The 12935-nt window shown below is 62.0% G+C and carries 10 protein-coding genes and 3 tRNA genes; 11 read left to right on the top strand and 2 right to left on the bottom strand.

Going from position 1 to position 12935, the window contains the following annotated elements:
• Position 1 precedes the first annotated feature (1 nt).
• The 7 genes from AC1DVV_RS11980 to AC1DVV_RS11950 all read left to right on the top strand — a co-directional run bounded on the left by AC1DVV_RS11980 (position 2) and on the right by AC1DVV_RS11950 (position 5160).
• Complete coding sequence (locus AC1DVV_RS11980) at positions 2–487, top strand: CvpA family protein (RefSeq protein ID WP_477665548.1); 486 nt, start codon at positions 2–4, stop codon at positions 485–487.
• Positions 488–521: 34 nt separating this feature from the next.
• A complete protein-coding gene (purF, locus tag AC1DVV_RS11975; RefSeq protein WP_457279913.1) occupies positions 522–2042 on the top strand; it encodes an amidophosphoribosyltransferase in 1521 nt (506 codons plus the stop codon).
• Positions 2043–2044: 2 nt separating this feature from the next.
• Positions 2045–3259: an O-succinylhomoserine sulfhydrylase gene (locus AC1DVV_RS11970; RefSeq protein ID WP_477702737.1), complete on the top strand. Its 1215-nt coding sequence runs from the start codon at positions 2045–2047 to the stop codon at positions 3257–3259.
• A gap of 16 nt (positions 3260–3275) precedes the next feature.
• Positions 3276–4670, top strand: a complete 1395-nt coding sequence (gene gltX / locus AC1DVV_RS11965; RefSeq protein WP_477702736.1) for a glutamate--tRNA ligase — start codon at positions 3276–3278, stop codon at positions 4668–4670.
• A gap of 74 nt (positions 4671–4744) precedes the next feature.
• A tRNA-Ala gene (locus AC1DVV_RS11960) sits at positions 4745–4820 on the top strand.
• A gap of 83 nt (positions 4821–4903) precedes the next feature.
• Positions 4904–4979 (top strand) — tRNA-Glu (locus tag AC1DVV_RS11955).
• A gap of 104 nt (positions 4980–5083) precedes the next feature.
• Positions 5084–5160, top strand: a tRNA-Asp gene (locus AC1DVV_RS11950).
• 123 nt (positions 5161–5283) lie between these two features.
• On the opposite strand, the gene AC1DVV_RS11945 is transcribed toward AC1DVV_RS11950, so the two are convergent.
• Together AC1DVV_RS11945 and AC1DVV_RS11940 are read right to left on the bottom strand one after the other, a co-directional pair.
• Positions 5284–6414: an ABC transporter substrate-binding protein gene (locus AC1DVV_RS11945; protein WP_477702744.1), complete on the bottom strand. Its 1131-nt coding sequence runs from the start codon at positions 6412–6414 to the stop codon at positions 5284–5286.
• Between the two features lie 137 nt (positions 6415–6551).
• Entirely contained in the window at positions 6552–7538 is a 987-nt protein-coding gene (locus AC1DVV_RS11940; RefSeq protein ID WP_457280958.1) for a Bug family tripartite tricarboxylate transporter substrate binding protein, read from the bottom strand.
• A 270-nt stretch (positions 7539–7808) separates the two neighbouring features.
• On the opposite strand from AC1DVV_RS11940, the gene AC1DVV_RS11935 reads away from it, so the two are divergent.
• From AC1DVV_RS11935 to AC1DVV_RS11920, 4 genes are all read left to right on the top strand, one after another.
• Positions 7809–8303, top strand: a complete 495-nt coding sequence (locus tag AC1DVV_RS11935) for an Lrp/AsnC family transcriptional regulator (RefSeq protein WP_457279917.1) — start codon at positions 7809–7811, stop codon at positions 8301–8303.
• A 295-nt stretch (positions 8304–8598) separates the two neighbouring features.
• Positions 8599–9177 carry a sigma-70 family RNA polymerase sigma factor gene (locus tag AC1DVV_RS11930; protein ID WP_457279918.1) on the top strand — a complete coding sequence of 193 codons (579 nt, stop codon included), beginning with the start codon at positions 8599–8601 and terminating at the stop codon, positions 9175–9177.
• A 99-nt stretch (positions 9178–9276) separates the two neighbouring features.
• Complete coding sequence (locus AC1DVV_RS11925) at positions 9277–10344, top strand: FecR family protein (RefSeq protein ID WP_477701841.1); 1068 nt, start codon at positions 9277–9279, stop codon at positions 10342–10344.
• Positions 10345–10519: 175 nt separating this feature from the next.
• Positions 10520–12913 carry a TonB-dependent siderophore receptor gene (locus AC1DVV_RS11920; RefSeq protein WP_477701840.1) on the top strand — a complete coding sequence of 798 codons (2394 nt, stop codon included), beginning with the start codon at positions 10520–10522 and terminating at the stop codon, positions 12911–12913.
• Positions 12914–12935 lie beyond the last annotated feature (22 nt).

The following is a 12935-nucleotide window of genomic DNA, read 5'->3' as shown; positions in this document are numbered from 1 at the left end:
CGTGACGGCTGTTGACTGGATTTTGCTGGGGGTGCTGGTTTTTTCCATGCTGTTGGGCGCATGGCGCGGGCTGGTGTATGAGGTGTTGTCGGTGCTGGGCTGGGTGGTGTCGTTTTTTGTGGCGCAATGGTTTGCGCCCGACCTGGCCACCCGCTTGCCGGTGCAGTCTGCTTCTGACCCGGTGCGTTATGCGGCGGCGTTTGTGCTGATCTTTATCGCCGCCGTGTTCGCGGCAGGGCTGCTGGCCTTTGTGGTGAAGAAGCTGGTAGCTGCCGTCGGCCTGGCGCCTGTGGACAGAGTATTCGGAGCCGCTTTTGGTGTGTTGCGCGGAATTGTTTTGCTGCTGGCGGCGACCGTTGTGATCGACATGACGGCGCTGAAGTCCAGCAGTTGGTGGCGGGAATCAAAGGGCGCGCCGGTGTTGACGGCCACGCTCAAGGCCCTGAAGCCGGTATTGCCCGAACAGTTTGCCAAGTATTTAATTTAACTTTGAAGAGTCAACTCATCATGATCGGAACACCATGTGCGGGATAGTCGGCGTCGTCAGCAAAGCCCCGGTCAATCAGCTGATTTATGACGGACTGCTGCTTTTGCAGCATCGCGGCCAGGATGCCGCGGGCATCGTCACGCAGCAGGGGCGCAAGTTCTACATGCACAAGGCCAAGGGCATGGTGCGCGACGTGTTCCGCACCCGCAACATGCGCGCGCTGCCGGGCACGGTGGGCCTGGGCCAGGTGCGCTACCCTACAGCAGGCAACGCCTACAGCGAAGACGAGGCCCAGCCGTTTTATGTCAACGCGCCGTTCGGCCTTGTGCTGTCGCACAACGGCAACCTGACCAATGCGGCCGAGCTCAAGGCAGAGCTCTTCAACACCGACCACCGCCACATCAACACCGACAGCGACTCTGAAGTGCTGCTCAATGTGCTGGCGCACGAACTCGAAAAAACCACACGCGGCCTGCCGCTCAAGCCGGTTGATGTGTTCGCCGCTGTGCGCGGTGTGCACAAGCGTGTGAAGGGCTCTTATGCCGTCGTCGCGCTGATCGCCGGTCACGGCTTGCTGGCTTTCCGTGATCCCTTTGGCATCCGACCGCTGTGCATCGGCCGCGGCGAGAATGAAAACGGCACGACCGTCATGGTGGCCAGCGAATCGGTGGCGCTCGAAGGCACTTCGCACCAGTTCGAGCGCGACATCGCCCCGGGCGAAGCCGTGTATGTAGACATGGAAGGCGTGGTGCACGCCGAGCAGTGCGCACCCAACGCCAAACTCAACCCCTGCATCTTCGAATTTGTGTACCTGGCGCGTCCTGACTCCGTGCTGGACGGTATTTCGGTCTATCAGGCCCGCCTGAACCTGGGCGAGACGCTGGCCAAACGCGTGGTCTCTACCGTGCCACCCAGCGAGATCGATGTGATCATCCCGATCCCCGAATCCAGCCGACCGAGTGCCACGCAGCTCGCACACTTGCTGGGCATTCCTTACCGCGAAGGTTTCGTCAAGAACCGTTACGTGGGCCGCACCTTCATCATGCCGGGGCAGGGCGTGCGCAAGAAGTCCGTGCGCCAGAAGCTCAACGTGATTGCCAGCGAGTTCAAGGGCCGTAACGTGCTGCTGGTCGACGATTCCATCGTGCGCGGCACCACCAGCCGCGAGATCGTGCAAATGGCGCGTGACGCCGGTGCGCGCAAGGTCTACCTTGCCAGCGCTGCGCCGCCGGTGCGCTTTCCCAACGTGTACGGCATTGACATGCCCACACCTGATGAGCTGGTGGCCCACGGCCGCACGATTGAAGAAATCCGCGAAGTGATCGGCTGCGACGCGCTGATTTACCAGGACGTGGAAGGCATGAAGCGCGCCATTGGCTCACTCAACGGCAAGCTCGACGGCTTTGACGCCTCGTGCTTTGACGGCGTTTACATCACGGGCGACGTGACTGCAGAGACCATCGCCGCGATGAATTCCCAGCGCGCCGACACCGCCGGCGAAGAAGGCGACGTGGACGTGTCCCGCCTGGCATTGCCCAATCCGCAAGAAGCCTGAGCATGACGAAAAGAAAACTGCCTGACAACCTGCACCGCGATACGCTGGCCGTGCGCGTGGCGTTGGAGCCCAGCCAGCACGGCGAAAACTCCGAAGCGCTGTACCTGACCAGCGGCTTTGTGCAGCCTGATGCCGAGACCTCAGCGCGGCGTTTTGCCGACCCGACAGAAGGCTACACCTACGGCCGCACGTCTAACCCGACGGTCACCAGTTTTGAACGCCGCCTGGCCGCGATGGAGGGCACCGAAGCCGCCATCGGTGCCTCGACCGGCATGGGCGCGATCCTGATGATGTGCATGGGGCTGTTGAAGTCCGGCGACCACGTCATTTGCTCGCGTTCGATGTTTGGCTCGACGATCGCCCTGATAGGCCGCGAGTTCGGGAAGTTCGGCGTTGAAACCACGTTTGTGTCGCAGACCGACGTGAGCGAGTGGAAGGCTGCATTGCGACCCGGCACCAAGCTGCTGTTTGCTGAAACCCCGACCAATCCGCTGACCGAAGTCTGCGACATCCGGGCGCTGGCTGATCTGGCGCACAGCGTGGGCGCCTTGCTCGCGGTGGACAACTGCTTTTGCTCACCGGCCCTGCAACGCCCGGTGGAATTCGGCGCTGACCTCATCATGCATTCGGGCACCAAATACCTGGACGGCCAGGGCCGTGTGATGGCGGGTGCGCTCTGCGGCTCGTCCAAACTCATCGTTGATGTGTTTGGCCCGATCGTGCGCACCGCCGGCATGACGCTCGCGCCCTTCAACGCCTGGGTCGTGCTCAAGGGCCTGGAGACATTGAACATCCGCATGCAGGCACAGAGCGCCAACGCCTTGGCCGTTGCCAGGTGGCTTGAAACGCAGCCTGCGGTTGCGCGCGTTTATTACCCTGGTCTCGAATCGCATCCCCAGCATGAGCTGGCCATGCGCCAGCAATCTGGACTGGGTGGCGCGGTGCTGTCGTTTGACGTACGCGGCGACACGCCGGAAGCGGCACGTGCCAACGCTTTCAAGGTGATCAACAGCACGCAGGTGCTGAGCATCGCGACCAACCTCGGTGACACCAAGACCATCATCAGCCATTCAGCCACCACCTCGCACGGGCGCCTCAGCGAAGAGCAGCGTCAGGCCGCCGGCATTGGTCAGAGCCTGGTCCGCCTGGCCGTCGGGCTGGACCACGTGGACGACATCAAGGCCGACCTGTCCCGCGGCCTGAGCCTTATCGTATGACTGCATGACTGAAGTAATGACCCAAAAAACCAGAACCCGTTTCGCCCCTTCACCGACTGGCTTTATCCATCTCGGCAATATCCGCTCGGCGCTTTACCCCTGGGCGTTTGCCCGCGCTACCGGCGGCGATTTCATCCTGCGCATCGAAGACACTGACGTCGAGCGCTCCAGCCAGGAAGCCGTCGATGTGATCATCGAAGGCATGCGCTGGCTGGGCCTGAACCACGATGAAGGCCCCTTCTTCCAGATGCAGCGCATGGACCGCTACAAGGCTGTGCTTGCCCAGATGCAGGTTGATGGCCTGGTCTACCCCTGCTACATGAGCGTGGCGGAGCTCGACGCCCTGCGCGAAAAGCAGATGGCCGCCAAAGAGAAACCACGCTACGACGGCACCTGGCGCCCGGCCCCCGGCAAGACCCTGCCGCCCGTGCCCGAAGGCGTGCAGCCCGTGCTGCGCTTCAAGAACCCGCAGGGCGGCAGCGTGGTCTGGGACGACAAGGTCAAGGGCCGCATCGAGATCAGCAACGACGAACTCGACGACCTGGTGATCGCCCGGCCTGACGGCACGCCGACCTACAACTTCTGCGTGGTGGTCGACGACATCGACATGGCCATGACCCACGTGATTCGCGGCGACGACCACGTGAACAACACGCCGCGGCAGATCAACATCTTCAAGGCCCTGGGTAAAGAGCCTCCGGTGTACGCCCACCTGCCGACCGTGCTCAACGAGCAGGGCGAAAAGCTCAGCAAACGCAATGGCGCCAAGCCAGTGACGCAGTACGCCGCCGAAGGCTATTTGCCGGACGCCATGGTCAATTACCTGGCGCGCCTGGGCTGGAGCCACGGCGACGACGAAATCTTCAGCCGCGAGCAGTTCATTGAATGGTTCAACCTTGATCACCTGGGCAAGAGCGCCGCGCAGTTCGACGAAACCAAGCTGCGCTGGGTCAATGCCCAGCACCTGAAGGCTACTGCAGATGACACGCTGGCAACGCTGGTGCAGCCTTTCCTGGCTGCCCAGGGCATTACCGGCGTGGACCCGGTATGGGTGGCGCGCGGCTGCGGGCTTTTTAAAGACCGCTGCAGCACACTCGTAGAGCTGGCCGGCTGGCTGCAACTGCTGGTGACCGGGGGCAAGCCCAGCGCTGAAGACATCAGCACGCACGTCACGGAGGCGGTGCGCCCGGCCATTGCAAAACTGAGCAGTTCGCTGGTGGCCTGCGAGTGGAGCAAGGCCGCGATCTCGGCCGCCATCAAACAGGTGCTGGCCGACACGGGCCTCAAGATGCCGCAGCTGGCAATGCCCGTGCGCGTGCTGGTCATGGGCACGCCGCAAACCCCGTCCCTCGATGCGATTCTGGAGCTCATGAAGCGCGAAGATGTGGTCTCCCGGTTGAAGCTTGTTTGAGGATTTGAAATAGGCCAATTTTTCGGGCTATAATTCAAGGCTCGACAATTGCAGGGAAACCTCAATAACTTGACGGGGGTATAGCTCAGCTGGGAGAGCGCTTGCATGGCATGCAAGAGGTCAGCGGTTCGATCCCGCTTACCTCCACCAAAAGTTAAAAGTTAGTCGGGAAGAATTTGAAGTTTTGTGGGTCCGTGTGAAAGCAGGGGCTCATCCGGAAGTTCCAAGGTTTTGACCCTATCGTCTAGAGGCCTAGGACACCACCCTTTCACGGTGGCTACAGGGGTTCGAATCCCCTTAGGGTCGCCAGCATTCATCGCACCTTGTGTGTGATGTCCAAGGCGCAAGTTGACAACCGCCGGCCTGCAAGGGCCAAGCGACTTGGCTCGAAAGAGCGAATGTTGTCACTACCAGGAGTGGTAGTTCAGTTGGTTAGAATACCGGCCTGTCACGCCGGGGGTCGCGGGTTCGAGTCCCGTCCACTCCGCCAATATTGATGAGGGTTAGCAGGTAAGTATCTGCTAACCCTTTTCTCTTTTCCGGCCCTTGTTTCCTGACTGCGTCCTCAAGATTGGGTGAGTGGCGCAAAGCAGCGGTATCGGCCCTGCTTTTTCTATTGCCGGATTCTTCCGTTTCCACTGACGATCGTCATCTCCACGAAGCGCGAACCATTGCGCATCCCCGGGCGAAATCCGATGACATATCCTCCCAGGTCAAAGCTGTCCAGTCCATCCAGAGCGGAAGCAAAACCTTCACGGGTCACACGCAAGCCTTGCCGCCGGGCCGCTTCAACAATCACCTTGGCCGCGATGAAGCCTTCCATCATTGCGTAGCTGATCGGAACATCCTGCGCTCCGGCTGTTGCCGCGATGTCGTTGAACTCCTTGGAAAGCCGATTTGTCAGTTTGTAGGGGCTGGGCGTAACCTGAGCGATCGCGATGCCTTGCATCTGCTCGTCAGAAAGCCGTTTCGCCATCTGCTCAATGTCCGCGCCCGAGTGTGCAAACAGCTGGGCCGTTCCTCCGGCCGAGCGGTATTTTTCAATAAAACCGGAAGCTGCACCTCCACTTGCAATCATGATGATCGCCTGCGGCGAGGCTTGCAGCATGGCGTCAGCGGCGGCAGTCACGCGGCTGGTCCCGGCGTCATAACCCGCCGTTTGCACGATCCTGGCCTTGGCATTCGCCGCTGCTTCCTGTGCGGCGGCGACGAGTGGCGCAGCACCGGGGCCGTTTTCGTAAAACAAGCCAAGCCTGGTGATTCCGACTGTCGCCAGGTGCGCCGTGATTCTCGCAAGTTCGTCTCGCAATGTGGCGCGCACGCCATAAAGTTGCGGAACGTCCAGATTCAGTTCGGTCGCGCGGAAGCCGACCAGCACGATGCGCTCGCGCTCAAATATGCCCGCGCTGACCAGCTGGGCGATGTTGCGGCTTCCAAAGTAGCCGGCAAGCACCACTGGCTTGTCCTCGGCCAGAAGCGCGCGCGTTTGGGTGAGTGTTTCATCGGGGCGTCCAGCGTCGTCGCGGCGCGCCAGGATGAAGGTGTTTCCGTTGACCCCGCCCGCCTTGTTCACGGCGTTGAAATGCAACTGCATTCCAGCCGCGTAGGCGCGGCCCTGGCTCGCGTCAATGCCGGTCAACGGCGCCACCTGACCGACTACAAGCTGAGCGGCCAGCACGGACGACGCTATACCGCTTGCGATAACCAGGCCCGCCAGGCGGGCAATCAACTGACCAGTTCTCATTTCCAGTTTCCTTAACGCGGTCCAACTCGCACGTGCAACGCTTTCACCTGTCAAGCCTGAGGCTGTAGATAGTGAGTCCAGCCCCATGGGTAACAATCAATCGGAGAAGGCCACGAGGTCCTTGCCGGCCGCCACTTTCAATCGATCCGGATGTTGGAACGCAGGGCGATCACGCGCATGCGGGGCAGCTCGTTTTCGATGCGCGCAGCAACCGTGGCAGCGGGCTCCCAGGCGTATTCGAGTCCGTTCGCGACGAGTTTTTCGCGAAGCTCGGGATCCTTCATCGTCTCGGCCAGCGCCTTCTGCAGCTTGGCTTTTACATCCGCCGGCACCCCCTTGGGCGTGGCAATGGCCAGCCAGGAATCGGCCGAGAAACCTTTGAAACCGCTCTCCGCCACAGTCGCCACCGTGGGCATTTGCGTCGCGCGGCTTTCGCCGGTGACGGCGATGGCTTTGATCCTCGGCTTCGCCGCCTTCAGTTGCGGCAGCGCCGCCGCGACGGTGTCAATCGAGAAGGGGATTTGGCCGGCCATCAGGTCGGTCATCGCTGGTGCGCTGCCTTTGTAAGCGATGTGCTGCAGCTTGATGCCAGCGGCGCTCCAGAGCATTTCACCGGCGAAGTGCCCTGTGGTGCCGTTGCCGAACGAGCCGTACACGTACTTGTCCGGTGCGCGTTGCACCGCTGCGATCAGCTGCTTCAGGTCGTTGACCGGGACATCGGAGTTGGCCAGAAGAACAAGGGGAACGCGCGCCACCATCCCGACAGGCTCGAAACTCTTGATCGGGTCGTAAGGCAGCTTGGGCATGAGTGCCGGGTTGACCGTGAAAGTGGATCCCGAGCTGATAAGCAGCGTGTAGCCGTCCGGCGCCGCCTTGGCGACGAATGCGGCACCGACGATGGTGCCGGCGCCCGGCCGGTTGTCGATGACCACAGGTTGCCCCAGGCGCTCACCCAGCTTCTTGGCGACCAGCCGTCCGGCGATGTCGGTGGCGCCGCCCGGCGGAAAAGGAATGACCAGTTGGACCGGCTTGGACGGATAGCCCTGCGCGTGAACGCTGGCCCATGGGGCCAGCAAGACCAGCGCCATGGCCAGGAAGAAGCGCTTCTCATACCTTGGGTTCATCATCGTATTGCTCCTCTTTGATACGGCATGGGCCGCGTTGATCAACCGTTGCGAAACAGGAAACTGCAGGCATTGCGTTTCGACGTATCCAGAATCCCAAGCGGCAAAGTTGGAGGGCATGTCGGAAATCCGCTTGAGGAGTCAAGGAAAGTCTATCGCCGAGGCCGCGCAACAGGGTTGCAACATAATTGACTTTTAAGATCAGTTATTCGAATAATTAGATTTGAAAACTTGGAGAAGTGTGTGATTAAAGAAAAAAGAGAAATAAAAGTGCGTTTACAGAATGAAACAACTGCCCCGCGGCCTGACCTGGACCGGGTTGATCGCGTGATCCTGCGCCTGCTCCAGCGCGATGCATCGATCTCCAATGTGGCACTGGCGGCCAAGGTGCACCTGAGCCCCGCAGCCTGCCTGCGTCGGGTGGAGCGCCTGAAATCGATGGGCCTGGTACAGCGCATCGTCGCGCTGCTCAATCCTGCTTCGCTGAACCTTGGCATGCTGGTCGTGATCGGCGTGGTGTTGGACCGGTCCACACCGCAGTCCTTCGCCGACTTCGAAAAAGCGGTGCAGAAGGTGCCGGGTTGCCTGGAATGCGTGGTGGTGACGGGCGAGTTCGACTACTTCGTCACCGTCCGCACGCAGGACAACGAATCGTTTAACCGCCTGCATGCCGCGGAGCTGCTCTACCTCCCGGGGGTGCGGCAGATCCGCACCTTCGTCGTGCTGAAGCAGGTGCTCTCAACGACGGAACTGCCAGTTATGTAGTTTTCGGGGTGTTGACAATCCCGATGAAGGTTGAAGCACACCCGACCATAGACAACGCGCATTTCCTCGCTTCCTTCTTGCGATGTCTCGGTTCCTTGAGACTCGCATGTGATTCAAGAGCTGCTGTTCAATAAGGCCGTGTGGCATCAAGGTAATGGTGCTCCACGATGAAGCCGGTAGCGCGCTTCGGTCATAATGAGAATAATTCCCATCTACGACGCGCGCCTGGTCAGCCACCGCCACATCTCGTCTGCCGCTTGAAGGGATCCGTCACCTCCATGGCAATGACCGACCTGTGCTTGAGCGCTATTACCAAGAACTGCTGAACTTCTGTTCCCGCACGGTGCGAAACCGCGATGCTGCGGCTGATGTCGTGCAGGAGAGCTATGCGCGCGTCCTGGCGGTGCAGCATTCCGGCCAGGCGGTGCCCGAGCCGCGCGCACTGCTCTACCGCACAGCACGCAACCTGCAGATCGACCAGCACCGCCGCAGTGAAGTGCGCGGCGATGCGCTGCATCCCGATGCCGAGGCCTCGGCCGCCGAGCTCGAGAATCTCGCGGCGCCGCTGGCCTGCGAGCCCGATGCTGCGGCGTCTTCCGCGCAGGGGGTGAACGCCCTGCTGGCCACGATTGATGCCCTGCCTTTGCGCTGCCGCGAGGCTTTTATCCTGCACAAGTTTGACGGCCTGCCGCATGCGGAGGTGGCCGAGCAGATGGGCATCTCGCGCAAGATGGTCGAGCAGCACATCAAGCTGGCCATGGACGCCTGCAGGCGTTGCAAAGACGCGCTCGACGGGGCACCCGCCACCGCCGGCCCAACTTCTACCCCCATCTCTACCCCGGTGCTCCGACGAAGAAAACCCGCCCGCGAATGACTTTCGGCTTTCGAATGAATTTTTATTTGTATTCTTGCTTTCCCGGCATAGGGTTTCGGCTTGTTCGTGCGTCTACATCCAAGAGCCGATAAGCACACCATGAACATCCCGCCGCCAGCCCACCCGCCAGCCGCACCGTCCACAGAGCCCGACGAAGCGGCGCTGGACTGGTTCGTGCGGCATACCGGTGGGCAGCTTGGGGCGGCGGACGAGGCTGCGTTCCTGGCCTGGCTGGCGGCGGACAGCGCCCACGGCGCGTCCTTTGCGCGCCACCAGCGTGACTGGCGTTTGCTCGACGCGCTGCCGGCAGATGGCTTGCGCACGCTGAGGCAGAACCTCGCCGACGACAAAGCCGCTGCCGCCGTCCGTACCGCGCCACGCCGGCGCGCCTGGTGGCAGGGGCTGTCTGCCTGGGTGCCGCAGGGCGCACTGGCCGCCGTGGCATTGATGGTTTCCTGCGGGGGCTATATGGCCTGGAGCCTCTGGCGGCAGCAACCGGTGTTCGAGCAGAGTTTTTCCACCACGCGAGGCCAGCAGCTGGAGGTGGTCTTGCCGGAAGGCAGCCGCCTGAGGCTGGACACCCTGACCACCGCCGACGTCACGCTTTACCGTGAGCGCCGTGAAGTGCGCCTGCCGCAGGGAGAGGCAATGTTCCAGGTCAAGGGTGACCCGGCGCGTCCTTTCGATGTGCTGGCCGGGCCTTTGCGCATCACGGTGGTCGGCACGCGGTTTTCTGTGCGCTACACGCCCGGTGTGCCGGGCCGTGCGGGTGTGCAGGTTGCGGTGGAAGAAGGGCGTGTGCGCGTGGCGCGCGTCGAACGGTCCGCTACCGATGCGGCGGTTGAGCTGGTCGCCGGCCAGCAGATCGCGAGCGACATGTCGGGATTGCTGGGCGCGGTGTCTGCCTTGCCCGCAGCCGGGATTGCGCCCTGGCGTGAAAGCCGCGTCAGTTTTGACAACACGCCTCTGAACCAGGCTCTGGCCGAGTTCGAGCGTTACGGCCCGGTGCATCTGACGGTGCGGGAGCCGGCCGTGGCCGCGCTGCGCGTGACGGGCACGTTCGACCCGCGGCGGCCGGGCAACTTCGCCCGCATCCTGCAGCAGGTCTTGCCCGTGAAGCTGCGCGAGCAGGGCGGCGAGGCCGAGATCGTCTCTGCCGGTCATTAGTCATTCGCCGTTAGCCACTAACTATTAGTTATCGGCTTGAGCTGCCTGGCCTGCTGGCCGAAGCAGGTGACATCAGGACACAAAAAAACTTTTGTGCCCGACCTAGGGTTTCCCAGAGCCCACGCGTCTACATGAGAAGGATTCTTATTTAAACCTTCTCCCGGAGATTGCACGCATGCCTCGTTCCCGCTTCCATCTACCCCCGTTGGCCCTGGCTTTGGCCCTCGGAAGTACGGTGGCTTTTTCCCAAAACACCGGCAGCACGCGTGCCGCCATACCGGTACAGGTCAGCATTGCGGTGCAGCCCCTGGCCCAGGCGCTGAACGACCTGGCGCAGCAGGCCCGGCTTGAGTTGATGGTGCAGCCCGCATTGGTGGCGGGCAAGACGGCGCCGGCTGTGTCTGGCCGTTTGACGCCGCAACAGGCGCTGGACAGGCTGTTGGCCGGCAGCGGCCTGGCGGCGACCATCGACGGCAATGTGTTTGTGGTCAAGCCTGTTTCAACGTCATCGGGCGCGGCAACCTTGCCGCTGGTGACCGTGACGGCCGGCGCGGAGCAGGAAACGGCCACCAGCGGCGGCAATGGCTACGTCGCCAAGCGCAGTGCCTCGGGTTCCAAGACCGACACGCCCATCATCGAGACGCCGCAGTCGATCTCGGTGGTGACCAAGCAGCAGCTGGAAGACCAGAAACCGCGCAGCGTTTCCGAGGCCTTGAATTACTCGCCGGGCGCCTTCACAGGGCTGGTGGGCGCGTCCAATCGCTACGACTACGTGGCGCTGCGCGGCTTCAAGGACAGCAGCGTAGACAGCACCCTGCTTGACGGGCTGCGTATGTTGAGTGACCAGGGCAGCTATACCTCGATGCAGGTGGATCCTTATTTCCTGGAGCGCATTGACGTGGTGCGGGGCCCTGCGTCTGTGCTGTACGGACGCGCGTCGCCGGGCGGCCTGGTGGCGCTGACCAGCATGACACCGCAGTACCAGCCTTACCGGGAAGTACAAGTCACCATCGGTAACCGCAACCGCCGGGAAGCGGCTGTCGATCTTTCGGGGCCCATCGACAAAGACGGTGTGATGGCCTTTCGCCTGTCGGCACTGACGCGCTCGCTCGACTCGCAGTTCAGCACAGTCAAGGAAGAGCGCCAGGCGATTGCTGCATCCCTGGCGATCAACCCGTCAAACGACACGCGCCTGTTGCTGCAGGCTTATCTCCAGGATGACCCGGAGGGCAGCTATCACAGCGGGGTTCCGGCGGACGCCAGTCTCAATGCCAATCACAACGGCCGCCTGATTTCGCGTTATTTCTTCGATGGAGATTCCAGTGTCGAGAAATACCAGCGCAAGCAACGCTTCCTCGGCTACCAGTTCGAGCATGCCTTTAACGATGCGTGGAAGTTCCGGCAGAACTTCCGCCACGTGACGGCGAATACCACGCTGCGCCAGATCTACGGTTATGGCTGGGCCAGCGCCAACGAGTTGACGCGCTACTATTCCGGCGCCACGGAGTCGACACGCGGCAACACCATCGACAACCAGCTTGAAGGCCACTTCCAGACGGGCGCGCTCAAGCACACCCTGCTGACCGGGCTGGACTACCAGAAGCGCCGCGTCAGCGGGAGCTGGGAGTCGGGCAGCGCGCTGCCGATCAACGTGTTCAATCCAGGCTACGGCGCACCGGGCCTGACCGGCGTGACCAGCGACCCTATCGATCGCCAGCTCGAGCAAACCGGCCTCTACCTGCAAAACCAGACGGAGCTGGACCGCTGGCGCTTCACGCTGGGCGGCCGCATGGACTGGGCCAAGGCCTCCAACCAGTATGGCTCGGGAAATCCGGCGCAGTGGAGCGGCTCCAAATTCACCAAGCGGGCCGGCATTGTCTATCTGTTTGACAACGGCGTTGCGCCCTACGTGGGTTATTCGGACGGCTTTAATCCCAGCCTGCGCAATGACCGGCAAGGCAACAACCTGCCGCCCGCGGAGACCAAACAGCTGGAAGTCGGCATACGCTACCAGCCCAAGGACTCCAACACCTTGCTGTCGGCGGCGGTGTACGACCTGTCGCTGAAAAATGTCGCCACACGCCCGGTAGGCGCCACCTACTTTGAACCTACCGGGAAGGTGCGCTCGCGCGGCCTGGAGCTGGAAGCCCGTTCGCAGCTGAGCCGCAAGGTCTCGGTGATGGCGAGCTACACCTATACCGACATGAAGTTCACCGAATCGTCGGATGGCTTCACCGGCAACACGCCGTACCAGGCGCCGCGCCATATGGCCTCGGTCTGGGGCGACTGGAACTTCTCGCAGGGCTACACCATGGGTGCGGGCGTGCGCCATGTGGGCTCGAGCTGGGTCGACAACGCCAACAGCATGAAGGTGCCGCCCTACACGCTGGTGGACCTGATGCTGCGCGTCGATCTGGCCCAGCTGAATCCGTCGCTCAAGGGCGCCAACCTTCGCCTGAGCGTCAATAACCTCCTCGACAAGACCTATGTGGCGTCGTGCCTGAGCCAGCAGTACTGCTACTGGGGCGACGCGCGCAGCGTCAACGCGACCGTGACGTATCAGTGGTAGGAACGCGGCCCGGTGCGGTAGT

Source organism: Polaromonas sp. P3_B4 (genome assembly GCF_056402835.1).
Note: the sequence above shows the minus strand (reverse complement) of the source record. Positions and strands in the feature narration are given on the sequence as shown.